Genomic DNA, 24,714 nt, shown 5'->3' with positions numbered 1-24,714 from the left:
CTGCGAGCTGAGCTTCGGGGTCGGACCGGCGGGCACCGGCAAGACCTTCCTCGCCGCCGCCTACGGCGCCTCCCTGCTGCGCCGGGGTCAGGTGGACCGGCTGGTCATCACCCGCCCGGCGGTCGAGGCGGGCGAGAAGCTGGGCTTCCTGCCCGGCGACCTGAACGAGAAGGTCGACCCCTATCTGGCCCCCATCTGGGAAGCGCTGAACGACATTCTCGGCGCCGACGACGTGCGCCGTCGCCGCGACAAGGGCGAGATCGAGGCCGCCCCCATCGCCTTCATGCGCGGCCGCACCCTGGCCCACGCCTTCATCATCGTGGACGAGGCGCAGAACCTGACCCGTCTGCAGATGAAGATGGTCCTGACCCGTCTGGGGGAGGGGGCCCGGATGGTGGTCACCGGCGATCCTTCGCAGATCGACCTGCTGAACCGCCGGGACTCGGGCCTGTCGCACGCCCTGCGCATCCTCGACGGGGTTCAGGGCGTGGGCGTGCTGAAGTTCGAGGCCCAGGACGTGGTGCGCCACGCCATGGTCGAGCGGATCGTGCGCGCCTACGACGCCGACGCGGCGGCCCCGCCGCCCGACCTGGAAGAGCCCCGCCGGTGATCGAGATCGAGATCGAGGACGACGCCTGGTCCGCCGCCCTGCCGGAGGTCGAGGCGGTGGTCGAACGCGCGGCGAAGGCGGCGCTGGGTGTGATCCAGGGCGACGTGGTCGTCCTGCTGACCGACGACGAGAGCGTGCGCGAGATCAACGCCCGCTTCCGCGACCGCGACCGGCCGACCAACGTCCTGTCCTTCCCGGCGGCGGAAAGCGCCTTTCCCCATCTTGGCGACCTGACGCTGGCCTATGGCGTCTGTTCGCGAGAGGCCGTGGAACAGGGCAAGACCCTGTCCGACCATCTGTCGCACCTGACCGTCCATGGCGTTCTGCACCTGCTGGGCCGGGACCACGAGGAAGACGCCGAGGCCGAGGCGATGGAGGACGAGGAGCGATCCATCCTTGCCAGCCTGGGCGTGGCCGACCCATACACGGCGGATGACCAGTCTCGCGGCGACGCCTGAAACCGACAGCCCGCGCGCGCGGCTGATCCTCCGCTTCGGCCGGATCGGCCTGGCGCTGGCCGCCGGCGCGGCGGCGGCCCTGGCCCATCCACCCTTCGGCGTCCTGCCCGGCCTGCTCGGCTATGCGCTGCTGATGTTCCTCAGCGAGCGGTCGACGAGCGTGCGCGGCGGCTTCTGGATGGGCTGGCTGGCCGGCTTCGCCTATTTCTTCATCAGCTGCTGGTGGGTGGCCGAGGCCTTCCTGGTCAATCCGGCGCAGGCGTGGATGGCGCCCTTCGCCGCCTCGGCCCTGCCGGCCGGCCTGGGCCTGTTCTGGGGAACGGCGACGGCCCTGTACCGCCGCTTCCTGCCCTCCGGGATGAAGCGGGTCCTGTTCTTCGCCGCCCTGTTCTGCCTGCTGGAATGGCTGCGCGGCCATGTGCTGACCGGTTTCCCGTGGAATCCGGCGGGCGCCAGCTGGAAGGCCGGCTCGGCGGCCTCCCAGTTCGCCTCGATCGCCGGCGTCTATGGCCTCGGCTTCGTCACCGTCGCGGCCTCGGCGGCCTTCGGCCCCCTGCTCGGCGAGGGCGCGCGCAAGGCCCGCATCGTCACCGCCGCCCTCGGCGCCCTGGCCTTGGCGGTCCTGGTGATCTCGGGCGCGATGCGGCTGTCGTCGGCGCGGCTGGAGCTGACCCCGACCCTGGTCCGTATCGTCCAGGCCGACGTGCCGCAGGCGTCCAAATGGACCCCCGAGGCCTATCAGGGGATCGTCGACCGCTATGTGAACCTGACCGCCCGCCCCGGCGCGGCCACGCCCGACCTGATCATCTGGCCCGAGGGCGCCCTGCCGGCCACGGCCAATGAAGTCTTCGCCCAGGGCTCGCCGGACGCCGCCGCCATCGCCCGCGCGGTCCAGCCGGGCCAGAGCCTGATCATCGGCCTGGGCCGCGGCGTCGCCGATCCTTCGGTTCCGGAGGGCGGCCGCTACTTCAACAGCCTGTTCGTCCTCACCGATGAGGGCGGCGACGGCCTGCGCATCGCGACGGTCTACGACAAATACCGGCTGGTGCCGTTCGGCGAATTCCTGCCGGCGGGCGGACTGATGGGGGCGCTGGGCGTGCGCGCCCTGACCCATATGCCGCTGGACTTCAGCCCCGGCCCGCGTCCTGCGCCCGTCGATATTCCCGGCGCGCCCCGCGCCCAGCCGCTGATCTGTTACGAGAGCCTTTATCCCGGCTTCACCCCGGGATCGACCGGGCGTCCAGGGTGGATCGTCAACATCTCCAACGACGCCTGGTTCGGCCGCACCTCCGGCCCGCTGCAGCACCTGAACCTGGCCAGCTATCGCGCCATCGAGACCGGGCTGCCGGTGGTCCGGGCGACGCCGACGGGAACCTCGGCGATGATCGATCCCTGGGGTCGGGTGGTCGATGGTCAGCGGCTGGACGCGGGCGAAAGCGGCGTCATCGACGCCCGCCTGCCGCAGCCCACCGGCGTCACCCTGTATGGCCGTATCGGAGACCTCCTGTTCTGGCTGGCGGTCGTGGCGGGCCTGCTTGTCGCGGCGCCGTGGCGCCGGGTGATTCGTTCCAAGACCGTTGTTCCGTAAGACGGATTCCCTTCTCGGTCGCTACCCGGATGACGGGATTCGCGCTGTGCGGGAAAGGGGGCGAATTCATGGCCAAGAAGCCTCTCCACACGCCCTGAATTGTGCATTTTTTGATGACAGAGGCCTGCGGGCGGCGCATTCAGGCTTAGCTGAATGGGCGACTTGAAGGGCGTGTCACGATGGCGAGAGGCAAGGGCGAGGATGGTCCTCATCCCGTGGACCGGCATGTTGGCCGGCGAGTCTGCGAGAAGAGGCTGGCCCTCGGCTATAATCAGAGCGATCTCGGTCGTGCCCTGGGTCTGACGTTCCAGCAGATCCAGAAGTACGAGAAGGGCGCCAACCGCATCTCCGCGTCGAAGCTCTGGGATATCGCCCGCTTCTTCAAGGTGGATATCGGCTACTTCTTCGAAGGTCTGACCGGCGCGCAGCTGGCGGGGATGGCCGAGGGCGAAACCGCCTTCGAGCACGACTTCCCGGCCACGCGCTACACCATCGAGATCAGCCGTCTGGCGCCGCAGCTGTCGACCCGGCAGCAGAAGCTGGCGCTCGAGCTGATCCGCGACATGGCCGACCGCAAGGAGACGGACGAGGACTAAAGGTCCTCGCCCCGTTCAGCCTTCCCGATTCTCCGATGACCGCCGCTGGCCGAAGGTCGGCGCGCGCGCCTTCTGCTCGGCCCAGTAGGCCGCGCCGTCGCGCGGCTTGAACATGGTCTTGGCAACGCCGTCGCGCGACACGACCGCGAAGGTGTTGGTCGAGGCCTGGTAAAGCAGCACGTCGCCGTTCGGCCGCTCCACCCGCTCGGCGTCCGCCGGCGGCCGGGTGGTGAAGGCCTGGACCCTGGCCAGATAGTCTTCCGCCGTCCGCGCCCCGAAGTCCGCCCCGTTGCGCTCGAACAGCCGCGCGATCTTGGCGTCCACGGTCTCCTGCCGGTTGGCGGTCAGCGCCGGTTTCGCCTTCACGGGCGCCGCCTCCGCCGCCTCGACCGGACCGCCCGCCGCCGAGGTCAGCACGGCCTGCGCGCCTTCCGCCGCCCGGTCCCGCGTCTCGACCGCGGAGCCCCCGTCACCGCAGGCCGCCAGCCCCAGCAGGGCGGCGCCGACGGCCGCGATTGTCGCTGATTTTCTCATCACACCCTCCTACGTTGAACCCATCGGACGAAAGCCTAACCATAGGTTAACAGTTCTTGCAATGTTCCGTTTTGTCGAACCGTCACTCGACTGGGGCGGATCGCGTCGCTAGATCAGCGGCATGACCACGACATCGCTGTACGGACGCAAAATCCTGCTGATCGTCGGCGGCGGCATCGCCGCCTACAAGGCGCTGGAACTCACGCGCCTGCTGAAGAAGTCCGGGGCGGAGGTGATGAGCCTGCTCACCGCCGCGGGCGCGGAGTTCGTCACCCCCATGTCGCTGGCGGCCCTGACCGGTCATCCGGTGCGCCAGGCCCTGTTCATGCCCGAGGACGAGACGGCCATGGGCCATATCGAACTCTCGCGCTGGGCCGATCTGGTGGTCGTGGCTCCGGCCACCGCGGGCCTGATCGCCAAGGCGGCCAACGGCCTGGCGGACGATCTGGCCTCCACCACGCTTCTGGCCACCGACAAGAAGGTGCTGCTGGCCCCGGCCATGAACGTGCGGATGTGGCTGCACCCGGCGGTGCAGGCCAATGTCGAACGGCTCAAGGGCTTCGACGGCTTCCACGGCGTCGCGGTGGTCGGCCCCGACGAGGGCGAAATGGCCTGCGGCGAGTTCGGTCCCGGCCGCATGGCGGAGCCGGCGGCCATCCTGTCGGCCATCCAAGGCCTGCTGGCCGGTCCCGACGGACGGCCTCTGACGGGTCGTACGGCGGTGGTCACCGCCGGCCCCACCTTCGAGCCCATCGACCCCGTGCGCGGCCTTACCAACCGGTCCAGCGGCAAGCAGGGCTATGCGATCGCCCAGGCCCTGGCCGAGCTGGGCGCGACCGTGACCCTGGTCTCCGGCCCCGTGGCGCTGGAGGCCCCGGTCGGGGTCGAGCGCGTCTGGGTCGAGGCCGCGACCGAGATGCAGGCCGCCGTCGAAGCGCGCCTGCCGGCCGACATCGCGGTGATGAGCGCGGCGGTCGCCGACTGGCGCGTCGACGGCGTCGCCTCGGGCAAGATCAAAAAAGCCCCCGGCGGCCCGCCGTCGCTGGCCCTGATCGAGAACCCCGACATCCTCGCCGGCGTGTCCAAGCCCGGCAAGGCGCGACCGACCCTGGTCATCGGCTTCGCCGCCGAGACCACGGACCTGGAGGCCAACGCCCGGGCCAAGCTGTCCCGCAAGGGCTGCGACTGGATCGTCGGCAACGACGTGTCCGACGACGTCTTCGGGGCCGACGGCAACGCCGTCACCCTGTTCACCAGGGACGGCGCCGCCGAAAGCTGGCCGCGCCAGTCCAAGACCGAGGTGGCGAGGAAGCTCGCCGCCCGCATCGCCGATCAGTTCGGCTGATCTGTCCACATGTTGTCCACTGCGGGTCCACCGGGGGGTCCACGGCGTCGTGAACGTCATCCCCGGTCGGCGTCCAAGTGACCCCCAAGCAAGGCATCGCGGAGCACGGCGAGCGCGATAGGGGTGTCGGTAGACTCATTGTCGCCGTCCCCCACCCATAGAGTTGCCTTCATGACGACCGTACGGATTGAACGTCTTCCGCACTCCGATGGATTGCCTCTGCCGGCCTACGAAACGCTCGGCTCAGCGGGCATGGACCTGCGGGCTGCGGTCGCGGAAAACATGCCGCTCATGCTCGCGCCCGGCGCGCGGGTATTAGTCCCTACCGGCCTGAAGATCGCGCTGGAGCCAGGCTATGAGGCGCAGGTCCGCCCGCGCTCGGGTCTGGCTCTGAAGCACGGCGTCACTTGCCTGAACTCGCCCGGCACCGTCGACAGCGACTATCGCGGCGAGGTTGGGGTGATCCTGATCAACCACGGCCAGGAGCCCTTCGTGATCCAGCGCGGCGAACGCATCGCCCAGATCGTTATCGCAAGGCATGAGCAGGCGACGATGATCGAGGTCGAAACGCTGGACGAGACGGCGCGCGGCGCGGGCGGTTTCGGCTCCACGGGCCGTTAAGCCTGGCGGGAGCGATTCCGCGAGACCGGCGTTAACCCTGCGAAGCGGTCAGGCTTGGCCGTATGCAGATGGAGACGACCGGTATGGAATCCCTGATCGATTCAATCACCGCATTCCTGTCGGGGCTGTTCGGCCTGGCCCAGGGCGGGTTCGACGGCGTCAATCAGGTCATGGGCCTGCTGATCGCGGTCATCGCCGCGCTGCTGATGCCGGCCTGGAACCGGTTGTGGGCCACGGCGCTGGGCGCGGCCTTCGTGCATATCCTGATCGGCGTGGTGCGCCCGGCGCTGGACGGCGGATCGCTGACCCTGCCGCCGCTGCTGACGCTCAGCTTCTGGATGACGGTGCTGGCCCTGTTCCTGGGCTATGCGATCGTCATCGCGGTGTTCTTCTTCATCAAGTCGCTGTTCACGGGCGGTCATGGTCGCCGGGCCCACGTGCACTGACCGCGCGGGTTAAAGCGCCATCAGCGGCTGCAACCAGACGCGCAGGCCAAGGCAGATGGTGGCGAACGCAGCCAGACCGTAGGCGGACAGTTCGAAGACCAGAGCTGTTCGCCCGCCTCGCGGAAGAAGCGCGGGCCGCCTGTTGAGGGTCACGAGAGCAAATAGTCCCAGCAGGACGGCGTATGCCTAGCCTGAGATTTCCACTTCACGTGTCCTGACGGTTCTGATTACGCCTGTCTGAAACCGAGCACGTCCTGCATGTCGTACAGCCCCGGCTTGCGGTTCCGCACCCAGGCGGCGGCCGCCACCGCCCCGCGCGCGAACAATGAGCGGTCCACGGCCGAGTGGCTGAGGGTCAGGACCTCGTCGTCCGAGGCGAACAGGACGGTGTGGTCGCCGATGATGCCGCCGGCGCGGATCGACGAGAAGCCGATCTTGCCGCTCTCGCGCGGTCCGGTGATGCCGTCCCAGGGCGCGGCGCGCACGGCGTCCAGGTCTTCATTGCGGCCGCTGGCGGCGGCTTCGCCCAGCATCAGGGCGGTGCCAGAGGGCGCGTCCACCTTGCGACGGTGATGGGCCTCGGTGATCTCGATGTCCCAGTCGCGGGCGTCCAGCCGCAGGGCGGCGTGCTCGACCAGTCCGATCAGGATGTTGACCCCCAGCGAGAAATTGCCGCTGCGCACGATGGCCACCGTCTCGGCGGCCTTGAGGATCTCGGCGTCCTGCTCGGGCGACAGGCCGGTCGAGCCGATCACCAGGGCCGGGCCGCCGCGCGCGGCGCAGGCCTGGGCCAGTTCCACAGAGGCGTCGGGGGTCGAGAAGTCGATGATCACGTCGCACAGCGACAGGTCGGGCGTTTCGCCCCGGTCGAAGCGGGCGGCGACCACCACGTCGTCACGGGCGTCCAGAACGGCCGAGACGGCCCGGCCCATCCGCCCTCGGGCGCCCGAAATACCGGCGTGGAAGATGGCGCTCAAATCAGACCCCCGAACGTTTCGGCCGCATACTGACGGCATTCTCTGCGACCGTCATCCTCGGGCTCGACCCGGGGATCAGGCATGGACGGCTCGGGCGACTACTGCGCCGTCTCGCCAAGGATGTCGGCCCAGAAGCGTTTGGCCTTGCCCGCGAAGGACGAGTTGCGCGGCGTCTGGGTCTCGCCCAGCGAAGCCGCCAGCTCTTCCAGAAGCTCCTTCTGACGCGGGGTCAGGTCGGTCGGGGTCTCCACGAACAGCTCGACCACCAGATCGCCGCGCTGGCGGCCGTTCAGGTGGGGCATGCCCTTGCCCTTGATGCGGACCGTCTTGCCGGTCTGCGAGCCGGCGGGAACGTCCACGGCGGCGCGGCAGCGGCCGTCGCAGGCGTCGGAGACCAGGCAGGGCGCATCGACCTCGCCGCCCAGGGCCGCGGTGGTCATCGGCACCGGCACCGTGACCAGCAGGTCCAGGTTATCGCGTTCGAACAGCTCGTGCGGGGTCACAGACATGAAGACGTACAGGTCGCCGCGCGGACCGCCCCGCTGGCCGGCGTCGCCCTCGCCCGACAGGCGGATGCGCGAGCCGTCGTCGACCCCGGCCGGGACCTTCAGCTGCAGCTTGCGGTTCTTCCGCACCTGACCGTGCCCGTGGCAGGTGGTGCAGGGCTCGGCGATCATCTGGCCGTTGCCGCCGCAGCGGGGGCAGGTGCGCTCGACCTGGAAGAAGCCGTTGGCGGAGCGGACACGGCCCGCGCCCTGGCAGGTGGAGCAGGTGGTCGGCTTGGTGCCCGCCTTGGCGCCCGAGCCCTCGCAGGTCTCGCAGGAGGCCGTGGTCGGCACCGCGATCTCGACGTCGGCGCCCTTGTAGGCCTGCTCCAGCGTGATCTCGAGGTCGTAGCGCAGGTCCGAGCCGCGGCGCGGTCCGCCCTGTCGTCCGCCGCCCTGTCGTCCGCCGAAGGCCTCGCCGAACGCGTCGCCGAAGACCTGGGAGAAGATGTCGTTGATGTCGTGGAAGCCCTGGCCGCCGCCAGCGCCGAAGGGATTGCCGCCGCCGCCGTTCACGCCCGCGTGGCCGAACCGGTCGTAGGCCGCGCGCTTCTGGTCGTCGGACAGGACCGTGTAGGCCTCGGAGATCTCCTTGAACATCGCCATGGAGTCTTCCGAACCGCCGTTGCGGTCAGGGTGATGCTGCATCGCCAGCTTGCGATACGCCGCCTTCAGACCGGGCGCGTCGATCGTCCGCTCGACCCCCAGAACCTCGTAATAGTCTCGCGCCATCCGGCGTTCGTCCTCTTACTCTCGCCCCCGCCCTGCACCTGTTCCCGGTGCTCGAGCGAAGCGGTGACCGGGCTGACATGGGCGCCCGATCCTGTGATGCAAGTTTGATGAAAGGAGCCCCCGCCTGCGGATGCAAGCGGGGGCCCGATTTATGCGCCCGGTGTGTCCTAGGCGCTCTTCTTGTCGTCGGAATCCGAGACTTCCTCGAACTCCGCGTCGACCACGCCGTCGTCGGCCGGCTTCTCAGCCTCGCCCTCTTCGGCGCTTGCGGCGTTCTGGGCCGCGTACATGGCCTCGCCCAGCTTCATCGAGGCCTGGGCCAGGGTGTTGGTCTTCTCGCGGATGGCTTCCGGGTCGCTGCTGTCCTTGGCGGCCTTCAGGTCCGCCAGGGCGGTCTCGATGGCGGCCTTGCCGTCGGCGTCGATCTTGTCGCCGTGTTCCGACATCGCCTTCTCGGTCGAGTGGATCAGGCTGTCGGCGCCGTTGACGGCCTCGACCAGCTCCTTGCGGGCCTTGTCGGCCGCGGCGTTGGCTTCGGCTTCCTTGACCATCTTGTCGATGTCCGCGTCCGACAGGCCGCCGTTGGCCTGGATGCGGATCGACTGCTCCTTGTTGGTCGCCTTGTCCTTGGCGGTGACGTGCACGATGCCGTTGGCGTCGATGTCGAAGGCGACCTCGATCTGCGGCATGCCGCGCGGCGCCGGCGGAATGCCCATCAGGTCGAACTGACCCAGCACCTTGTTGTCGGCCGCCATCGGACGCTCGCCCTGGAAGACCCGGATCGTCACGGCCGACTGGTTGTCGTCGGCGGTCGAGAAGGTCTGGCTCTTCTTGGTCGGGATGGTCGTGTTGCGTTCGATCAGCGGGGTGAAGACGCCGCCCAGGGTCTCGATGCCGAGGGTCAGCGGGGTCACGTCCAGCAGCAGCACGTCCTTGACGTCGCCCTGCAGCACGCCGGCCTGAACGGCCGCGCCCAGCGCCACGACTTCATCGGGGTTCACGCCCTTGTGCGGCTCCTTGCCGAAGAAGGCCTTCACGGCCTCCTGCACCTTGGGCATGCGGGTCATGCCGCCGACCAGCACCACTTCATCGATGTCCGAGGCCTTGAGGCCGGCGTCCTTCAGCGCCTTGGCGCAGGGCTCGATGGTGCGCTGGACCAGATCCTCGACGAGGGCCTCCAGCTTGGCGCGCGACAGCTTGATGTTCAGGTGCAGCGGGCCCGAGGCGTTCATGGTGATGAACGGCAGGTTGACCTCGTACTGGGTCGTGGAGCTCAGCTCCTTCTTGGCCTTTTCGGCCTCTTCCTTCAGGCGTTGCAGGGCCAGCTTGTCGGTCCGCAGGTCGACGCCCTGCTCCTTCTTGAACTCGTCGGCCAGATAGTCGACCAGGCGCAGGTCGAAGTCCTCGCCGCCCAGGAAGGTGTCGCCGTTGGTCGACTTCACCTCGAAGACGCCGTCGCCGATCTCGAGGATCGAGACGTCGAAGGTGCCGCCGCCGAGGTCATAGACGGCGATCTTCTGGCCGTCGTTCTTGTCCAGGCCGTAGGCCAGGGCGGCCGCGGTCGGCTCGTTGATGATGCGCAGGACTTCCAGGCCGGCGATCTTGCCGGCGTCCTTGGTCGCCTGACGCTGGGCGTCGTTGAAATAGGCGGGAACGGTGATGACGGCCTGGGTGACGGTCTCGCCCAGGTAGGCCTCCGCGGCCTCCTTCATCTTGCCCAGGGTGTAGGCCGAGACCTGCTGGGGCGAATAATCCTTGCCATGGGCCTTCACCCAGGCGTCGCCGGTCGGGCCCTTGACGATCTCATAGGGCACCATGTCCTTGTCCTTCGCCACCACGGGATCCGTGAAGGAGCGGCCGATCAGGCGCTTGATGGCGAAGAAGGTGTTGGTCGGGTTGGTCACGGCCTGGCGCTTGGCGGGCTGGCCGACAAGGACCTCGCCGCTGTCCTGGATCGCCACGACGGACGGGGTCGTGCGGTTGCCTTCCGCGTTCTCGATGACCTTGGGGTTCTTGCCGTCCATGACGGCGACGCACGAATTGGTCGTACCCAGGTCGATGCCGATGATCTTGGCCATGCTTAGTCTTTCACTCCATCTCGGCGGGCGGTGCGGCGGCCTTTTAAAGCGAAGCGCCGCGCGTGACTGCCCCCGATTTCAGGGTTGGTTCGATTTGTACGGTTACGGGCGGAAAGCCCCACGCTTTGCGGGGTTTTCCAGGGACTGACGCCGATATGGGAAACACCCCCCCGCCTGCAAGGCCTTATGCAGATTCAGTCGTCAGGCCTCGTCAGGCGACAAGCGCGAAAAGAGGGTGCATTACGGTGTTATCGGAGAGCCGGGAGGCGGCTCGGGGAGGAAGACATGAAGAAGGCCATCAACATCATCGCCGGCGCCGCCCTGCTCGCGGCCGCTCTTGGAACGGTTTCGACCGCCACGGCCGGCGAACCGCGTCTCGGCGCCGAACCGGCGGCCACCATCCTGGTCCAGTCGCGCGACGGCCAGAACCGCCGGGTCCGCATCCATAACCAGACCGGCTGGACCATGACCCACTTCTTCGCCTCGGATTCGCGTGTCGATGACTGGGAAGAAGACATGCTGGGTTCGGGCGTGCTCGCCAACGGCGCCAGCATCACCATGAACATCGACGACGGCTCGGGCGCCTGCCTGTACGACTTCAAGGCGCGCTTCACCAACGGGCAGGAGCTGACGCGCATGCGCATCAACGTCTGCGAGATCGCGGACTATTATTACACCCGCTGATTTTTCAATCAGTTAGCTGACGGGCCGCCTCCCAGCTCACGCGGGGAGGCGGTTCGCGTTTCAGGCGGCGGCTTCGGCCGCCGCCGGCTGCAGGGGGCGCAGGTCCAGCAGGGCGAACAGGCGGGCGTCCTCGTCCTGCTCGGGGTTCGGCGTGGTCAGCAGCTTGCCGCCCACGAAGATGGAGTTGGCGCCGGCCAGGAAGCACAGGGCCTGCATTTCCGGGCTCATGGTCTCGCGGCCCGCTGACAGCCGCACCATGGCCTTGGGACAGACGATGCGGGCCACGGCGACGGTGCGGACGAATTCGATCGGATCGATCTCGCCCTCCTTCTTCACCCGGTCGCCCAGCGGGGTGCCGGTGACGGGCACCAGCGCATTGACCGGCAGGCTGTCGGGATGGACCGGCAGGGTCGCCAGGGCGTGCAGCAGACCCGCCCGGTCGCGCCGCGCCTCGCCCATGCCGACGATCCCGCCGCAGCAGGTCGACATGCCGGCGTCCCGCACATGCTCCAGGGTGTCCAGCCGGTCCTGGTAGGTCCGCGTGGTCACGACATCGGCGTAGTAGTCCGGGCCGGTGTCGAGGTTGTGGTTATAATAATCCAGGCCCGCGGCCTTCAGCTGCCTGGCCTGATCGGCGGTCAGCATGCCCAGGGTCGCGCAGGTCTCCAGTCCCAGGGCCTTCACGCCCGAGATCATGGCCGCCAGTTTCGGGGTGTCGCGGTCCTTGAGCTCGCGCCAGGCCGCGCCCATGCAGAAGCGCGAGGCCCCGCCCGCCTTGGCCGCCATGGCCTCGGCCAGCACGGTGGAGGTCTCCATCAGCTTCTCGGCCTTCAGCCCGGTCTTGAAGCTGGCCGATTGCGAGCAGTAGCCGCAGTTTTCGGCGCAGCCGCCGGTCTTGATCGACAGCAGCTGGCTCTTCTGCACTTCCGACGGGTCGAACCAGGTCCGGTGCACCGTGGCGGCGTCATAGACCAGCTCCATGAACGGGCGGGCGAACAGCGCCTCCACCTCTTCGAGCGTCCAGTCCTGGCGGGGGGCGGCGAGGTCACGGGTCATGGGACGGGTTCCTAACCCCGCCCGGGGCGCCCGCCAAGCCGGTTCAATCCTCGCTGCGGTAGACCCGGCCGTCCCGCATGACGAAGTCCACATCGGTCAGGACGGTCACGTCGGTCAGGGGATCGCCGTCGACCGCGATCACATCGGCGCGCTTGCCCGGCTCCAGGGTCCCGACCTCGGCGGACAGGCCCAGCAGGTCGGCGGCGTTCACCGTCGCCGCCTCGATCGCCGTCATCGGCGTCATGCCGTTCTGCACCATCAGGGCGAATTCATCGGCGTTGCGGCCATGCTTGGACACCCCCGCGTCGGTTCCGAAGGCGATGCGCACGCCCGCCGGGACGGCGCGCCGCAGCGACTGGCCGGTGATCTCGATGCGCCAGCGGATCTTCGGCAGGACCTCGGGCGGATAGGCGTTCGGATCCGCCGCCAGCCGCTCGATGTAGCCGTTCACGGTCGACAGGGTGGGCACATAGTAGGCGCCGCTTTCGCGGAACAGCCGGATCGTCTCGTCGTCGAAGATCGTGCCGTGCTCGATGGAGTCCGCGCCGAGGCGCAGCGCCATGTTGATCCCGTCGGCGCCGTGGGCGTGGACCGCGACCTTCAGGCCGTACAGGTGGGCCGTCTCGATCAGGGCGCGCGCCTCGTCATCGAACATCTGCGCCCCGACGCCGGCGCCGATGCGGCTGTTCACGCCGCCGGTGGTGGCGATCTTGATCACGTCGGCGCCGCGACCGACCTGAACGCGCACCGCCTCGCGGCAGCTTTCGACACCGTTGCAGACGTTCTCGTGCGGGATGACCTCGCGGAAGTCGTCGTTGAAGCCCAGCCGCCCGTCCATATGGCCCGAGGTGGTCGAGATGCTGTTCCCCGCGTCCACTATACGGGGCCCTGGGAGCCGGTGGGCCGTCGTCTCGTCCGCCAGCGCCAGCGTCACCCCGCCCTCGTCCCCGAGGTTCCGCACCGTGGTGAAGCCGGCCATCAGGGTCTTCTCGGCGTTCTCCGCCGCCCGGTAGGCATGGACGGGGAGGTTCTCGGTTACGCCGGAGAGGAAGCCCGCCTGGCCGCCGAGGTCCGACACCAGGTGCACATGGCTGTCGATCAGGCCCGGCAGGACGAAGCGCCCGCGCTGGTCGATGACGACGGCGCCGGGGAAGGCCGAGGCGTCGACGAAGCCGTCGCGGATCTCGACGATCCGCCCGTCACGAACCACCAGGGTCGAGGGGCCGCGCGGCGCCCGGCCGGGTCGGTCCAGCAGGCGGCCCGCCTGGATCAGCGTCACCGGGCCTTCTGCCGCCGGAGCCGCCTCCTGCGCCCATGTCGCTCCGGCGACCAGCGCCGACGCCGCCACACCCAGAGCGCTCGCAGCCAGACGGTTCATGCCCGATCCCCCAATGAACAGGCGGGCACTAGAGCCCAGATCGGCGGCCTTCGCCAGCGACGCCCGTCAGCGGCCCTGGCGTCCAAACACATAAGGATATCTTTATGGGTTTCTTGCCGGATCGGCGGCTTCGGGCTATAGGCCCGCGCGAACATCCGACCGGAACAGACCCCCATGACCGACTATATCGTCCGCGACATCTCGCTTGCCGACTACGGCAACAAGGAAATCGCCATCGCCGAGACCGAGATGCCCGGCCTGATGGCGCTGCGCTCCGAGTTCGGCAAGGACAAGCCGCTGAAGGGCGCCCGCATCGCCGGGAGCCTGCACATGACCATCCAGACCGCCGTGCTGATCCAGACGCTGGAAGCGCTGGGCGCCGAGGTCCGCTGGGCGTCGTGCAACATCTTCTCGACCCAGGACCACGCCGCGGCCGCCATCGCCGCCTCGGGCACCCCGGTCTTCGCCACCAAGGGCGAGACCCTGGTCGAGTACTGGGACTACGCCCACAAGATCTTCGAATGGGCCGACGGCGGCTATCCGAACCTGATCCTGGACGACGGCGGCGACGCCACCCTGCTGTGCGTGCTCGGCCCCAAGGCCGAGAAGGACATCTCGGTCCTGTCGAACCCGCAGAATGAGGAAGAAGAAGCCCTCTTCTCGGTCATGAAGCGCTACATCGCCGAGAAGCCCGGCTTCTACTCGGCCATCCGCGACGCCATCGGCGGCGTGTCGGAAGAAACCACCACCGGCGTCCACCGCCTGTATCAGATGGCCGAGAAGGGCGAGCTGCCGTTCCCCGCCATCAACGTCAATGACAGCGTCACCAAGTCCAAGTTCGACAACCTGTACGGCTGCCGTGAATCCCTGGTCGACGCCATCCGCCGCGGCACCGACGTCATGCTGTCGGGCAAGGTCGCCGTGGTCTGCGGCTACGGCGACGTGGGCAAGGGCTCGGCCGCCTCGCTGCGCCAGGGCGGCGCCCGCGTGAAGGTCACCGAGGTCGACCCGATCTGCGCCCTGCAGGCCGCCATGGAAGGCTATGAGGTCGTGACCCTGGAAGACGCGGCCGCCGACGCCGACATCTTCGTCACCGCCACCGGCAACAAGGACGTCATCACCGTCGAGAACATGCGGGCGATGAAGAACAACGCCATCGTCTGCAACATCGGCCACTTCGACAGCGAGATTCAGGTCGCGGGCCTGAAGAACTTCAAGTGGGACGAGATCAAGCCGCAGGTGCACCACATCGAGTTCCCGGACGGCAAGAAGATCATCCTGCTGTCGGAAGGCCGCCTGGTGAACCTGGGCAACGCGACCGGCCACCCCTCGTTCGTGATGTCGGCGTCCTTCACCAACCAGACCCTGGCCCAGATCGAACTGTGGACCAACGCCGCCAAGTACGAGAACAAGGTCTACACCCTGCCCAAGCACCTGGACGAGAAGGTCGCCTTCCTCCACCTGGCCAAGCTGGGCGCCAAGCTGACCACCCTGAAGACCGAGCAGGCCGACTACATCGGCGTGCCGCAGCAGGGCCCGTTCAAGCCGGACCACTACCGCTATTGATGCGAAGGCGGCCTGGCCGGCGGATCAGCCGGCCAGCCGCAGAGGCGGGGCCTCGTTGCGCTCCAGCCTGAAGCCGGCGACCTGCCGGCTCAGGGTCTGGGCTTCCTGCGCCAGCTGACGCGCCGCCGCGGTCGCCTGTTCGGTCATGGCGGCGTTCTGCTGGGTGATGTCGTCCATCTCGCCCATCGTCCGGCGCACGCGGGCCAGGCCGTCGGCCTGTTCGCGCGCCGCCTCGGCGATGCCGCCGGCCAGGGCGTCGATCGACAGGACCCGCGAGCGGATCCGCTCCAGCGCCTCGCCGGTCCGGGCGGTCAGTTCGACGCCCCGCGCGACCTGGGCCGAGGAGGTGGCGATCAGCTGCCGGATCTCCCCCGACGCCGCCGACGAGCGCTGGGCCAGGGCCCGGACCTCGGACGCCACGACCGCGAAACCGCGTCCGGCCTCGCCCGCGCGCGCGGCCTCGACCCCGGCGTTCAGGGCCAGCAGGTTGGTCTGGAAGGCGATCTCGTCGATCAGGCTGGTGAAGCGGCCGATCTCGCCCGAGGATTCCGCGATGGCGTGAATGGCGGCCACGGTCTGGCCGGCGACGTCGCCGCCTTCCTCGATATCGGCCCGGGCCGAGACCAGGGCCTGGGCGGTCTGCCGCGCGCCGTCGGCGGTGCTGGCCACGGCCAGGGCGATGGCGTCGGCTTCGGCGACGGTCCGTTCCAGGCTGGCGGCCTGCCGCTCGGTGCGGACCGCCAGGTCCTCGGCCGCGCTGGCCAGTTCGCCGGCGCCCGCGTCCAGGCTGCCGACGCTGTCGGCCATCGACCCGACGGCGGCCCGCAGGGCGCTGGTGGCGGCCTGGAAGTCGGTGTGCAGCGCCTGGTATTCCTCGGGGAAGGCCCCGCCCAGCGACACCGACAGGTCGTTCTCGGCCAGGGCGTGCAGGGCGTCGCCCAGGCGGCGCACCACCAGCGACTGGCGCGCCTCCGCCGCCGCCTGCACCGCCTGAGCCTGATCCCGCTCGACCTGCAGGATCTCGAGGTAGATCGAGATGGCCAGATCCATGTCCAGCATCACCCGGCGGGTCAGTTCGCCGACCGCCTCGGCGGTGATCCGGTCGTGGGCCTTGCGGCTGGCCCAGCGCGCCCGGGGCCGGGAGACGATGGCCTGGGTCAGATGGGCCAGGAGGGTGCTGTAGCCGCCGATGTACCAGCGAGGCTCCAGGCCGATGCGCGCATGCACCTGGCCGATGGCGCGGACCGACCGCGCATAGTCGGCGTCCGCCCGTCCGTCGATCAGGGCGTCCCAGTGACGCTGCTGCGCCAGGCTGGCGGCGCCGATGTGGGCCTCGTCGCGGAAGAAGGCGCGGGTCTCCGGAAAGGCGCGGACCCGGTCGTAGAAGGCGCCCAGGGCCTGAGGAACCGCCTCGCGCAGGATCGGACCCATCGCCCGGTACCCCGGCGACGGCTCGCCCAGGTTCATGAAGGTCATGCGCCGCTGGATGTCCTCGTTCGCCATGACGGCGCCCCTCCTTCTCGCCTGTTGATGAGCGGGAAGTCCCTGTGTCTCGTGGGGGTATTAGGGTCTTAAGGCCGGGCTACGCAGTGTTCCCTAGCGGGGCCGTTCAGGCGGCCAGGATGCGCTGGCCCAGGTCCTGATTGCGGTCGGCCAGGCCGGTCTCGAAGTCCATGAAGACATCGATCAGTTCGTCCACGCCGATGGGCGCGGCGCCGGGGCTGAAGCGGAAGCGCCAGAAGCTGACCACGTGCTGGATCGCGCCCAGCTGCTCGCCCAGCCGCGTGAACAGGCGCGGGGCCTGCAGCAGGAAGTCGCGGAAGGCGCCGGGACGCGAATCCTGCGTCAAGGCCGCATAGGCGTCGTCATAGATGCGCAGGGTCCGCGCGGCGTCGTCGCAGACCGCGACGATCCGGTCGCGCAGCACCTGACGGCCCCGGTCCAGATACTCGCGCGAGCTGCGGTCGACCTTGCCGAGAGGCTTCACCGTCGCGACCGCCTCGGCCACATGGGTCACGTCCGCCATCAGGCTGGTCAGCACCCATTTGTAGTAGAGGAAGCCCTTCCAGCAGAAGATGCCCTCCTGATACTCCTCCGGCTTCAGGTGCAGGGTCTGACGCAAGGCCTCCATGCGGTCGCCGGGATCGTTGGACAGGATCTTGCCGGCCAGCCGCCGGGTCGATCCCACCGCCTCGACGTCCTCGCCGAAGCTCAGGGTCACCAGCGGCCGGATCTCGGCCTCGACGAACTGCGCCATCCGCGTCAGGTCGCCGTCGCTGATCGAGAAATAGCAGGGGGCCGGCTCGATCCCCTCGCGGCGCAGCTGTTCGCGCAGCAGGAAGGGGTCCAGCGAGGGCAGGGCGTCCATCAGGCGCAGCGTGCGCAGGTCGGCGTGTTCGGCCTCCAGGCCGAAGGCCTCCTGCATCATCCGTTCGAAACTGCGCTGGTCGACGAAGACGAAGCGGCCGCCCGTCTTCAGGTCATCGGCGTCGATGGGGATGACCACCTTGGTCGCCACCTGGCGGCGCAGGTGGAAGGCGTCCAGCTCGTCGCGGCGCAGGCGGTGCTTGATGATCAGGGCGCTGTTCAGCGCCGGGGTGCGGAAGATCGGCCGGGTCCGCCACTCCAGCTCGTGGCCGTGTTCGTTGGCCACCTTCAGCAGGTTCAGCACGCGGGCCGTCGACGCGGAACGGCGCAGGTGGGCCAGATTTCGGATCGCGCGGTCAGTCATGGGCCCCCCAGGCAAGCGAACGTTGGAACACGAATAGATGACCAACGGCTTAGCCGAGGTGGTGCGACCGTGCGGTGCTGGCCTCGGCGAGGCGTCGGGCCTAGAAAGCGTCCATGACCGTCTTCGATATTCTCATTCTCACCGCCGTCGTCGCCGTGGCCGTGACGCTCGCCCTGGGCCTGCGCCAGCTCTACAAGGACGGCCCCGAGGCCCGCTCGCGCTCGAACAAGCTGATGCGGCTGCGCGTCCTGCTGCAGGCCGTGGCCGTGGTGCTGCTGGTCGCGGGCATGTGGTGGAAATCCACGCACGGGGCCTGACGCCCATGGTGGTCCTGAACAAGATCTACACAAAGACCGGCGACGGCGGGCAGACGCGGCTGGCGTCGGGCGCGACCGTGTCCAAGAGCGACCGCCGGGTCGAGGCCTATGGCGCGGTGGACGAGCTGAATTCCGTGATCGGCGTGGCCCGCCTCCACTCGGGCCAGAACGACCGCATCGACGCCATGCTGGGCCGCATCCAGAACGAGCTGTTCGACCTCGGCGCCGACCTGGCCACCCCGCTGGAGCCGCCGCCCAAATGGGAGGCCCTGCGCATCCTCGACAGTCAGGTCGAGCGGCTGGAGCAGGAAATCGACTGGATGAACGAAAGCCTCAAGGCGCTGGACAGCTTCATCCTGCCCGGCGGCGCGCCCCTGTCGGCGCACCTGCACCTGGCCCGCACGGTGGCGCGCCGGGCCGAGCGCGAGGCCGTTCGTCTGGTCGAGAGCGGCGAGGCGGTGACGCCGGCGGCCGTGCGCTATCTGAACCGCCTGTCCGACCACCTGTTCGTCGCCGCCCGCCGCGCCAACGCCAACGGCGCGGGCGACATCAAGTGGAAGCCGGGCGCGACGCGCTGAGGCTAGTTGCCGCGCGCGGCGGCCAGGGCGACCCGTTGACGCTCGGCGTCGGCGTCGCGGGCGGCCTGCTGGGCGACCAGCTGATCCTCGATGGCCACCAGTTCGCGGTTCTTGCGGTCCGAGGCCTGGGCCCGGGTCTCGCCGGGCAGGCGGCCGGTGATCCCTTCGATCTCCGCGATCGACATCGGGCGGGCGCAGACGCGCTGGTCGGGGTCCCACCATCCGCCGTCGGTCACGCAGCGCTCGCCCGGCGCCTTGACCAGCGCCTGCCAGGCGAAGGTCGCGCCCAGCAGCACGGCGAAGGTGCACAGAAACAGCACGCTGAGCCGTTTCATGGTCAGGAGACGGTGCATGTGAGGCGTTCCGTGATCTGGCGTGTTGACGCCGCGTTACGTTGACAGGTCGGGTCCGGCGTACCTATTGCCTGACCCAACATTCCGGCGACTTTGTGGATAGCGCAATGAAGGTTCTCGTCCCCGTCAAACGGGTGATCGACTCCAACGTCAAGGCCCGCGTCAAGGCGGACCAGACCGGCGTCGACCTCGCCAACGTCAAAATGAGCATGAATCCGTTCGACGAAATCGCCGTCGAAGAGGCCGTGCGCATGAAGGAAGGCAAGGAACACCACGCCGCCGGCACCGCCGACGAGATCGTGGTCGTCTCCATCGGCGTGACCCAGGCGCAGGAAACCATCCGCACCGCCCTGGCCATGGGCGCCGACCGGGGCCTGCTGATCCAGTCCGACACGGACCTGGAGCCGCTGGCCGTCGCCAAGCTGCTCAAGGCGGTGGTCGACGAGGAGAAGCCGGACCTGGTCCTGCTGGGCAAGCAGTCGATCGACGGCGACAACAATGCGGTCGGCCAGATGCTGGCCGCCCTGCTCGACTGGCCCCAGGCGACCTTCGCCGGCAAGATCGTGATCGAGGGCGGCAAGGCGACCGTCACCCGCGAGGTCGACGGCGGCCTGCAGACCGTGTCGGCGGCCCTGCCGGCGGTGGTCTCGGTGGACCTGCGCCTCAACACCCCGCGCTACGCCTCCCTGCCCAATATCATGAAGGCCAAGAAGAAGGAGATCGCGGTCAAGGCGGTCGCCGACTACGGCGTCGATACGGCGCCGCGCCTCAAGGTGCTCAAGGTCGCCGAGCCGCCCAAGCGTTCGGCCGGCGTGAAGGTGGCTGACGCCGCCGAACTGGTGTCCAAGCTCAAGTCCGCGGGGGTCCTGTAATGGCCGTTCTCGTCATCGCCGATCACGACGGCAAGGCCGTTCGCGACACCACCCACAAGACCGTCACCGCCGCCCTGGCGATCTCGCCCGACGTGGACGTGCTGGTCCTGGGCCAGGGCGCCCAGGGCGTCGCCGACGCCGCCGCTAAGATCACGGGCGTCCGCAAGGTCCTGCTGGCCGAGAGCGCCGGCCTGGGCAAGATGCTGGCCGAGGCCGTCGAGGCCACCGTCCTGCCGCTGGCCGCCGGCTACGACGCCGTCCTGACGCCGGCCAACACCGACGGCAAGAATTTCGCCCCGCGCATCGCCGCCAAGCTCGACACCGCCCCGATCTCGGACATCGTCGAGGTCGTCTCGGCCGATACCTTCGTGCGCCCGATCTACGCCGGCAACGCACTGGAGACCGTCCAGTCGTCGGACGCCAAGAAGGTCATCACCGTGCGCCCGACCGCCTTCGCCGCCGCCGCTGACGGCGGCTCGGCCAAGGTCGAGACCGTCACCGGCGCCGACGCCTCCAAGACGACCTTCGTCAGCGAGGAAATGGTCAAGTCGGACCGTCCGGAACTGGGCGCCGCCAAGATCGTCGTCTCGGGCGGCCGCGCCCTCGGTTCGGCCGAGGAGTTCCACGCCGTCATGGACCCGCTGGCCGACAAGCTCGGCGCGGCGGTGGGCGCTTCCCGCGCCGCCGTGGACGCCGGCTATGCGCCCAACGACTACCAGGTCGGCCAGACCGGCAAGGTCGTCGCCCCGGCTCTCTACCTCGCCATCGGCATCTCGGGCGCCATCCAGCACCTGGCCGGCATGAAGGACTCCAAGGTGATCGTCGCGATCAACAAGGACCCTGACGCCCCGATCTTCCAGATCGCCGACTACGGCTTGGTCGCCGACTACAAGGTCGCCGTGCCGGAGCTGATGAAGGCTCTGGGCTGAGGGTTCTCACAGTCTGAACGAAGAGGGCGCGGCGCCGGATGGGGCCGCGCCCTTTTTCATGGGCTATGCAGGCGTGGCTGAACAAGACTACCTGCTCTTTGATGACGTTAGCCAACGGCACCGTTCGGATCGTATGAAGTCGAGTTCTACCTCCTCCTCGGTCAGCATGATCGTTAGGTCGATTGGGAACTTGTCAGAAAGCTCCGCCAAGCTGTTTCGAGCCAAAGGGCCGTCGACCTCAAGCTCACAGACGATCAAGAGGTCGATGTCCGACCACGTCGCCGTCTTTCGATTGACGACCGAGCCGAAAACATAGGCTTCGAGCCGCCCCTTTGTCCGCAGGCTGCCAATCGTTTCAGCGATCGCTCTGATGATCGGCTTCGCCGTCATTTCGCAGGCGGGTAAAGATGCTGGATTGGTCACAGATTTCGATGCCAAGTTCCGCTGCGGTTGCCCAGCCTTGGGATGAGACACGGCCGTAGGGTGTGTTCTTGAGAAGAATGTCGAACGGCGCGAGTGCCCCATAGGCCGTGCGCACCGTGTCTGCGGTTACTTCATATGCATCCGTCAGCGCCACAACGACAGGCCCACCAGTCACACGGTGAAGCCGATAGACCTGATCGCTCACACGTTCGAGGTAGCCCACGTTCCTGTGCTGTTGAAACAGGCGCTCTATGAACGATAGGCTCGGGTTGCGATAGCTTGAGACATCGTCCTCCATGTTCAGGGCCCGGTACAGGTCGTACATCTTGCCCCAAGCCACGCCTTGGGCTTCCAGACGATCGATTACCTCGCCTTGCCACGTTGCAGCCTTGGGGATATTGAGGATTAAGTCCGGACGCGGAGTACCGTTCAACAACGCCTCACAGTCAGCCGTTCGAACTTGATCGGCCGAAATCACTCCGATGATCGCCGGTGGAGCCGACTTGCGGTCAACCCGCACGAGGTTCGGTCCGAGACGTTCGAGATTCGTGACTTCTGCATGCTGAGGCAGGACGCCAACCAGCCAGTTTGCGTGGTCCTTAGCCATCATCCACCATTATTTGGTCCATTGCCCCAGGAAACCTTTGGCCGCCATCCGCATCCGTAAGGTGGCGGGCGATAAGGTCATCGGTGTGCTGCCGAAATTTCTCAACTGTTACGGCTTCTCGGCCGGATGCTAGACCTCGATTTTTGTCGAGGATTGCGAGGATCCGCTTGTTGTTGGGGATGATGCTGCCAAGCATCTTACGGTGCCAAGCGGTAGGCACTTCACTCTCGATATCAAACCGCGCGTCAGAGCCGGGACCGTAGGTCTCGAATGTGACCTTGTTCGCCGTCAACAAAGGTTCGATCGCAGCGCGAACTTCAGCTCGAGAAGCAAAGGCTTTGACGGAAAACAGGTCTGCCAGTCGCTCGGCGCGATCGCGTTTCCATTGTCTGATCAGAGTGTCTGGATAGTCGTCAGGCGCCTTGTCAATCGTTGTGTGGCAGTTGGCGCAAAGGAGAATAAGGTTGTCGTATGATCCGCGCTCAGCGTCGGTCAAATCTGCTTTCGACCTAGGCCCGTTATCGCTGGCCGCGAAAATGTGGGCCATCTCGGCGAAGTGGATAGCTTCCCCCTTGGCTGTGTCGACGAACAATTGCTGCGCACAAGCCGGGTTCTGACAATAGCCCGCCGAATCGGCAAACAACTTGGTCCGTGTTGCTGCGCTTGGATTGGCTACACCGCGAGAGCATGTCAATTCTTGCATCCGAGATCAGTAGGCTTGAACAAGCCGCATAATGGAGCGTCGAGCCTCCACAGCCAAGCTGGCTCTGCGACGCCGCATCTCTGCTGCCCCTCGGTACTCCCATGGCCCACCTCCCCATCCGCCTCACCCCCGGCGCCTCCGCCGACCGCATCGACGGCTGGGCCACCGACACCGACGACCGCCCCATCCTCAAGGTTCGCGTCCGCGCCCGGCCGGTCGAGGGCGAGGCCAATGCGGCCCTGCTCAAGCTGATGGCCAAGGCGCTCGGCGTGCCCAAATCCGCCGTGACGCTTGAACGCGGCGGCCAGTCGCGGACCAAACGGCTCTCCATCGCCGGACTGTCCGAAGACGAAGCGAAAGCCCGCCTTACCGACTTGTAATGTTTAGGGCCTTGTCGCGGCGGCCCTCAGCCTCTTGTAATCCGCCCCGAGTTCGCGCCGCCGTTTTCGAGGTTGGGCGCACAGGGGAGCTTTTCATGAGACTTCGCCGCCTGGCAGGCCCCGGCCTTGCCGCCCTCGCCGTGCTCGCCCTCGGGGCCTGCGCCACCACCAGCACCGGAAGCAGCCAGACGCCCGCGCCTGACGGATCGTCCGGCGCCAAGACCCGCCAGCCGCTGGCGGCCGGTCTGGACTCCGCGACCAACCCCGATCCCTATCCGTCGACCTACCGCGGCCTGCCGCGCGAGAATTTCGCCATCGTCGGCGGCACCGTCCTGGACGGCGCCGGACGCAAGATCGAGAACGGCGTGGTCGTGATCACCGATGGCCGCGTGGCCGCCGTCGGCGACGCCTCCACGGCCATCCCGGCCGGCTACCGCACGGTGCAGGCCAACGGCCGCTTCGTGACCCCGGGCATCATCGACGTCCACTCCCACCTCGGCGTCTATCCCTCGCCGGGCGTCAGCGGCATGAGCGACGGCAATGAGGCCACCAGCCCCAACACCGCCCAGGTCTGGGCCGAGCACAGCCTGTGGCCGCAGGATCCCGGCTTCAACGCCGCCCGCGCCGGCGGCGTGACCACCCTCCAGATCCTGCCCGGCTCGGCCAACCTGTTCGGCGGCCGCGGCGTGACGGTGCGCAACATCCCGTCGGTGACCATGCAGGGGATGAAATTCCCCGGCGCGCCCTATGGCCTGAAGATGGCCTGCGGCGAGAACCCGTCGCGCGTCTACGGCGGCCGCAACCAGAGCCCGGCCACTGGCATGGGCAATATGGCCGGCTATCGCGCCGCCTTCATCGCCGCCCAGGACTACCGCGCCAAATGGGACAAGTGGCGCGCGGACGGCGAGGGCACGCCCCCGACCCGCAACCTGCAGAACGAGACCATCGCCGGCGTGCTGGACGGTTCGATCCTGGTGCAGAACCACTGCTACCGGGCCGACGAGATGGCCATGATGATCGACCTGTCGAAGGAATTCGGCTTCAGGATCACCGCCTTCCACCACGCCATCGAGGCCTACAAGGTCGCGCCGCTGCTGGCCCGCGAGGGCATCTGCGCCGACATGTGGACCGGCTGGTGGGGCTTCAAGATGGAAGCCCTGGATGCGGTGGAGGCCAACGCCGCCCTCGTCGACGCCCAGCCCGGTTCGTGCGCGGTCATCCACTCCGACGACGCCGAACTGACCCAGCGCCTGAACCAGGAAGCCGCCGCGGCCCTCGCCGCCGGCCGCCGCATCGGCATGAACATCTCCGAAGAGCGGGCGATCAGCTGGATCACCCTGAACCCGGCCCGGTCGCTCGGCATCGCCGACCAGACCGGCTCGCTGGAAGCCGGCAAACGCGCCGACGTGGTGATCTGGAGCGCCAATCCGTTCTCGGTCTACGCCCGCGCCGACCAGGTTTTCGTCGACGGCGGCCTGGCCTTCGACCGCAGCAACCCGGCCTTCCAGCCGGTCTCCGATTTCGAGCTCGGCCAGCCGGGCTTCGGCCTGTCGGCCGCCAACGTGCCGCAGGGAGCCCGCTGATGCGCCTCAAGAGCCTCATCCTCG

At 68.1% G+C, this 24,714-nt stretch carries 27 protein-coding genes; 15 read left to right on the top strand and 12 right to left on the bottom strand.

What is annotated here, in order from left to right; all coding sequences use genetic code 11:
• From Q0C81_RS02405 to Q0C81_RS02390, 4 genes are all read left to right on the top strand, one after another.
• Window positions 1–610 (top strand): PhoH family protein (locus Q0C81_RS02405; RefSeq protein ID WP_291832974.1); only part of this gene is annotated, 610 nt, incomplete at its 5' end.
• Window positions 607–1,068 (top strand): rRNA maturation RNase YbeY, encoded by a 462-nt coding sequence (ybeY, locus tag Q0C81_RS02400; RefSeq protein ID WP_291832972.1) that lies wholly within the window; start codon window positions 607–609, stop codon window positions 1,066–1,068. The genes Q0C81_RS02405 and ybeY, both read left to right, overlap by 4 nt.
• On the top strand, window positions 1,043–2,656 hold the full coding sequence (gene lnt, locus Q0C81_RS02395) for an apolipoprotein N-acyltransferase (protein WP_291832970.1): 1,614 nt from the start codon (window positions 1,043–1,045) through the stop codon (window positions 2,654–2,656). Before ybeY ends, lnt begins: the two co-directional genes overlap by 26 nt.
• 179 nt (window positions 2,657–2,835) lie before the next feature.
• Window positions 2,836–3,252 (top strand): helix-turn-helix domain-containing protein, encoded by a 417-nt coding sequence (locus Q0C81_RS02390; protein WP_291832968.1) that lies wholly within the window; start codon window positions 2,836–2,838, stop codon window positions 3,250–3,252.
• 15 nt (window positions 3,253–3,267) lie between these two features.
• Here the strand turns inward: Q0C81_RS02390 and Q0C81_RS02385 are convergent, their stop codons facing one another.
• Window positions 3,268–3,786 carry an S-type pyocin family protein gene (locus Q0C81_RS02385; RefSeq protein ID WP_291832965.1) on the bottom strand — a complete coding sequence of 173 codons (519 nt, stop codon included), beginning with the start codon at window positions 3,784–3,786 and terminating at the stop codon, window positions 3,268–3,270.
• Window positions 3,787–3,907: 121 nt separating this feature from the next.
• On the opposite strand from Q0C81_RS02385, the gene coaBC reads away from it, so the two are divergent.
• The 3 genes from coaBC (at window position 3,908) to Q0C81_RS02370 (ending at window position 6,198) form a co-directional block, all read left to right on the top strand.
• Complete coding sequence (gene coaBC, locus Q0C81_RS02380) at window positions 3,908–5,131, top strand: bifunctional phosphopantothenoylcysteine decarboxylase/phosphopantothenate--cysteine ligase CoaBC (RefSeq protein ID WP_291832962.1); 1,224 nt, start codon at window positions 3,908–3,910, stop codon at window positions 5,129–5,131.
• A 171-nt stretch (window positions 5,132–5,302) separates the two neighbouring features.
• A complete protein-coding gene (gene dut / locus Q0C81_RS02375) occupies window positions 5,303–5,752 on the top strand; it encodes a dUTP diphosphatase (RefSeq protein WP_291832959.1) in 450 nt (149 codons plus the stop codon).
• Between the two features lie 83 nt (window positions 5,753–5,835).
• Window positions 5,836–6,198 (top strand): hypothetical protein, encoded by a 363-nt coding sequence (locus tag Q0C81_RS02370; RefSeq protein ID WP_291832956.1) that lies wholly within the window; start codon window positions 5,836–5,838, stop codon window positions 6,196–6,198.
• A 227-nt stretch (window positions 6,199–6,425) separates the two neighbouring features.
• On the opposite strand, the gene dapB is transcribed toward Q0C81_RS02370, so the two are convergent.
• The 3 genes from dapB to dnaK all read right to left on the bottom strand — a co-directional run bounded on the left by dapB (window position 6,426) and on the right by dnaK (window position 10,530).
• Complete coding sequence (gene dapB / locus Q0C81_RS02365) at window positions 6,426–7,175, bottom strand: 4-hydroxy-tetrahydrodipicolinate reductase (protein ID WP_291832955.1); 750 nt, start codon at window positions 7,173–7,175, stop codon at window positions 6,426–6,428.
• A 98-nt stretch (window positions 7,176–7,273) separates the two neighbouring features.
• Window positions 7,274–8,452 carry a molecular chaperone DnaJ gene (dnaJ, locus tag Q0C81_RS02360; protein ID WP_291832952.1) on the bottom strand — a complete coding sequence of 393 codons (1,179 nt, stop codon included), beginning with the start codon at window positions 8,450–8,452 and terminating at the stop codon, window positions 7,274–7,276.
• A gap of 167 nt (window positions 8,453–8,619) precedes the next feature.
• Window positions 8,620–10,530, bottom strand: coding sequence for a molecular chaperone DnaK (gene dnaK, locus Q0C81_RS02355; RefSeq protein WP_291832949.1), 1,911 nt, complete (start codon window positions 10,528–10,530; stop codon window positions 8,620–8,622).
• Window positions 10,531–10,815: 285 nt separating this feature from the next.
• Here dnaK and Q0C81_RS02350 point away from each other — a divergent pair, with 285 nt between their 5' ends.
• Complete coding sequence (locus Q0C81_RS02350; protein ID WP_291832945.1) at window positions 10,816–11,214, top strand: hypothetical protein; 399 nt, start codon at window positions 10,816–10,818, stop codon at window positions 11,212–11,214.
• 60 nt (window positions 11,215–11,274) lie between these two features.
• Here Q0C81_RS02350 and bioB read toward each other — a convergent pair whose 3' ends face one another.
• Window positions 11,275–12,270: a biotin synthase BioB gene (gene bioB / locus Q0C81_RS02345; protein ID WP_291832942.1), complete on the bottom strand. Its 996-nt coding sequence runs from the start codon at window positions 12,268–12,270 to the stop codon at window positions 11,275–11,277.
• Window positions 12,271–12,313: 43 nt separating this feature from the next.
• Entirely contained in the window at window positions 12,314–13,648 is a 1,335-nt protein-coding gene (locus tag Q0C81_RS02340) for an amidohydrolase family protein (RefSeq protein ID WP_291832939.1), read from the bottom strand.
• A 174-nt stretch (window positions 13,649–13,822) separates the two neighbouring features.
• Here Q0C81_RS02340 and ahcY point away from each other — a divergent pair, with 174 nt between their 5' ends.
• Entirely contained in the window at window positions 13,823–15,214 is a 1,392-nt protein-coding gene (gene ahcY / locus Q0C81_RS02335) for an adenosylhomocysteinase (RefSeq protein WP_291832937.1), read from the top strand.
• 24 nt (window positions 15,215–15,238) lie between these two features.
• Here the strand turns inward: ahcY and Q0C81_RS02330 are convergent, their stop codons facing one another.
• Both Q0C81_RS02330 and Q0C81_RS02325 read right to left on the bottom strand, forming a co-directional pair.
• Window positions 15,239–16,717 (bottom strand): globin-coupled sensor protein, encoded by a 1,479-nt coding sequence (locus tag Q0C81_RS02330; RefSeq protein WP_291832935.1) that lies wholly within the window; start codon window positions 16,715–16,717, stop codon window positions 15,239–15,241.
• Window positions 16,718–16,823: 106 nt separating this feature from the next.
• A complete protein-coding gene (locus Q0C81_RS02325; RefSeq protein ID WP_291832932.1) occupies window positions 16,824–17,945 on the bottom strand; it encodes a hypothetical protein in 1,122 nt (373 codons plus the stop codon).
• A gap of 113 nt (window positions 17,946–18,058) precedes the next feature.
• On the opposite strand from Q0C81_RS02325, the gene Q0C81_RS02320 reads away from it, so the two are divergent.
• Both Q0C81_RS02320 and Q0C81_RS02315 read left to right on the top strand, forming a co-directional pair.
• Window positions 18,059–18,262 (top strand): twin transmembrane helix small protein, encoded by a 204-nt coding sequence (locus Q0C81_RS02320; RefSeq protein ID WP_291832929.1) that lies wholly within the window; start codon window positions 18,059–18,061, stop codon window positions 18,260–18,262.
• Window positions 18,263–18,267: 5 nt separating this feature from the next.
• Entirely contained in the window at window positions 18,268–18,840 is a 573-nt protein-coding gene (locus tag Q0C81_RS02315; protein ID WP_291832977.1) for a cob(I)yrinic acid a,c-diamide adenosyltransferase, read from the top strand.
• Between the two features lie 2 nt (window positions 18,841–18,842).
• Here the strand turns inward: Q0C81_RS02315 and Q0C81_RS02310 are convergent, their stop codons facing one another.
• Window positions 18,843–19,193, bottom strand: a complete 351-nt coding sequence (locus Q0C81_RS02310) for a hypothetical protein (RefSeq protein WP_291832927.1) — start codon at window positions 19,191–19,193, stop codon at window positions 18,843–18,845.
• Between the two features lie 107 nt (window positions 19,194–19,300).
• Between Q0C81_RS02310 and Q0C81_RS02305 the strand changes: the two genes are divergently transcribed.
• Entirely contained in the window at window positions 19,301–20,065 is a 765-nt protein-coding gene (locus Q0C81_RS02305) for an electron transfer flavoprotein subunit beta/FixA family protein (protein WP_291832924.1), read from the top strand.
• A complete protein-coding gene (locus Q0C81_RS02300) occupies window positions 20,065–20,994 on the top strand; it encodes an electron transfer flavoprotein subunit alpha/FixB family protein (RefSeq protein WP_291832921.1) in 930 nt (309 codons plus the stop codon). Before Q0C81_RS02305 ends, Q0C81_RS02300 begins: the two co-directional genes overlap by 1 nt.
• 87 nt (window positions 20,995–21,081) lie before the next feature.
• On the opposite strand, the gene Q0C81_RS18270 is transcribed toward Q0C81_RS02300, so the two are convergent.
• The 3 genes from Q0C81_RS18270 to Q0C81_RS02290 are packed head-to-tail and all read right to left on the bottom strand — an operon-like array spanning window position 21,082 to window position 22,667.
• Window positions 21,082–21,384 (bottom strand): nucleotidyltransferase domain-containing protein, encoded by a 303-nt coding sequence (locus tag Q0C81_RS18270; protein ID WP_367117964.1) that lies wholly within the window; start codon window positions 21,382–21,384, stop codon window positions 21,082–21,084.
• On the bottom strand, window positions 21,350–22,024 hold the full coding sequence (locus tag Q0C81_RS02295) for a hypothetical protein (protein ID WP_291832918.1): 675 nt from the start codon (window positions 22,022–22,024) through the stop codon (window positions 21,350–21,352). The genes Q0C81_RS18270 and Q0C81_RS02295 overlap by 35 nt, the downstream gene beginning before the upstream one ends.
• Window positions 22,017–22,667: an HNH endonuclease gene (locus tag Q0C81_RS02290; RefSeq protein WP_291832915.1), complete on the bottom strand. Its 651-nt coding sequence runs from the start codon at window positions 22,665–22,667 to the stop codon at window positions 22,017–22,019. The genes Q0C81_RS02295 and Q0C81_RS02290 overlap by 8 nt, the downstream gene beginning before the upstream one ends.
• Before the next feature lie 161 nt (window positions 22,668–22,828).
• Here Q0C81_RS02290 and Q0C81_RS02285 point away from each other — a divergent pair, with 161 nt between their 5' ends.
• Together Q0C81_RS02285 and Q0C81_RS02280 are read left to right on the top strand one after the other, a co-directional pair.
• Entirely contained in the window at window positions 22,829–23,107 is a 279-nt protein-coding gene (locus tag Q0C81_RS02285) for a DUF167 domain-containing protein (protein WP_291832913.1), read from the top strand.
• A 95-nt stretch (window positions 23,108–23,202) separates the two neighbouring features.
• A complete protein-coding gene (locus tag Q0C81_RS02280; RefSeq protein WP_291832911.1) occupies window positions 23,203–24,690 on the top strand; it encodes an amidohydrolase in 1,488 nt (495 codons plus the stop codon).
• Window positions 24,691–24,714: the final 24 nt, after the last annotated feature.

The organism is Brevundimonas sp. (assembly GCF_023259385.1).
In the GTDB taxonomy this organism is placed as follows: Bacteria; Pseudomonadota; Alphaproteobacteria; order Caulobacterales; family Caulobacteraceae; genus Brevundimonas.
Note: the sequence above shows the minus strand (reverse complement) of the source record. Positions and strands in the feature narration are given on the sequence as shown.

Bases quoted from the DNA above. Each gene is read 5' to 3' on its own strand.
- Q0C81_RS02280 (WP_291832911.1), top strand. From the start codon at position 23,203: ATGAGACTTCGCCGCCTGGCAGGCCCCGGCCTTGCCGCCCTCGCCGTG.
- Q0C81_RS02315 (WP_291832977.1), top strand. From the start codon at position 18,268: ATGGTGGTCCTGAACAAGATCTACACAAAGACCGGCGACGGCGGGCAG.
- dnaJ (WP_291832952.1), bottom strand. From the start codon at position 8,452: ATGGCGCGAGACTATTACGAGGTTCTGGGGGTCGAGCGGACGATCGAC.
- coaBC (WP_291832962.1), top strand. From the start codon at position 3,908: ATGACCACGACATCGCTGTACGGACGCAAAATCCTGCTGATCGTCGGC.
- Q0C81_RS02325 (WP_291832932.1), bottom strand. From the start codon at position 17,945: ATGACTGACCGCGCGATCCGAAATCTGGCCCACCTGCGCCGTTCCGCG.
- Q0C81_RS02295 (WP_291832918.1), bottom strand. From the start codon at position 22,024: ATGGCTAAGGACCACGCAAACTGGCTGGTTGGCGTCCTGCCTCAGCAT.
- Q0C81_RS02370 (WP_291832956.1), top strand. From the start codon at position 5,836: ATGGAATCCCTGATCGATTCAATCACCGCATTCCTGTCGGGGCTGTTC.
- dut (WP_291832959.1), top strand. From the start codon at position 5,303: ATGACGACCGTACGGATTGAACGTCTTCCGCACTCCGATGGATTGCCT.
- Q0C81_RS02305 (WP_291832924.1), top strand. From the start codon at position 19,301: ATGAAGGTTCTCGTCCCCGTCAAACGGGTGATCGACTCCAACGTCAAG.
- lnt (WP_291832970.1), top strand. From the start codon at position 1,043: ATGACCAGTCTCGCGGCGACGCCTGAAACCGACAGCCCGCGCGCGCGG.
- Q0C81_RS02320 (WP_291832929.1), top strand. From the start codon at position 18,059: ATGACCGTCTTCGATATTCTCATTCTCACCGCCGTCGTCGCCGTGGCC.
- Q0C81_RS02385 (WP_291832965.1), bottom strand. From the start codon at position 3,786: ATGAGAAAATCAGCGACAATCGCGGCCGTCGGCGCCGCCCTGCTGGGG.
- Q0C81_RS02330 (WP_291832935.1), bottom strand. From the start codon at position 16,717: ATGGCGAACGAGGACATCCAGCGGCGCATGACCTTCATGAACCTGGGC.
- dnaK (WP_291832949.1), bottom strand. From the start codon at position 10,530: ATGGCCAAGATCATCGGCATCGACCTGGGTACGACCAATTCGTGCGTC.
- Q0C81_RS02350 (WP_291832945.1), top strand. From the start codon at position 10,816: ATGAAGAAGGCCATCAACATCATCGCCGGCGCCGCCCTGCTCGCGGCC.
- Q0C81_RS02340 (WP_291832939.1), bottom strand. From the start codon at position 13,648: ATGAACCGTCTGGCTGCGAGCGCTCTGGGTGTGGCGGCGTCGGCGCTG.
- Q0C81_RS02285 (WP_291832913.1), top strand. From the start codon at position 22,829: ATGGCCCACCTCCCCATCCGCCTCACCCCCGGCGCCTCCGCCGACCGC.
- ahcY (WP_291832937.1), top strand. From the start codon at position 13,823: ATGACCGACTATATCGTCCGCGACATCTCGCTTGCCGACTACGGCAAC.
- Q0C81_RS18270 (WP_367117964.1), bottom strand. From the start codon at position 21,384: ATGACGGCGAAGCCGATCATCAGAGCGATCGCTGAAACGATTGGCAGC.
- Q0C81_RS02300 (WP_291832921.1), top strand. From the start codon at position 20,065: ATGGCCGTTCTCGTCATCGCCGATCACGACGGCAAGGCCGTTCGCGAC.
- Q0C81_RS02310 (WP_291832927.1), bottom strand. From the start codon at position 19,193: ATGCACCGTCTCCTGACCATGAAACGGCTCAGCGTGCTGTTTCTGTGC.
- bioB (WP_291832942.1), bottom strand. From the start codon at position 12,270: ATGACCCGTGACCTCGCCGCCCCCCGCCAGGACTGGACGCTCGAAGAG.
- Q0C81_RS02390 (WP_291832968.1), top strand. From the start codon at position 2,836: ATGGCGAGAGGCAAGGGCGAGGATGGTCCTCATCCCGTGGACCGGCAT.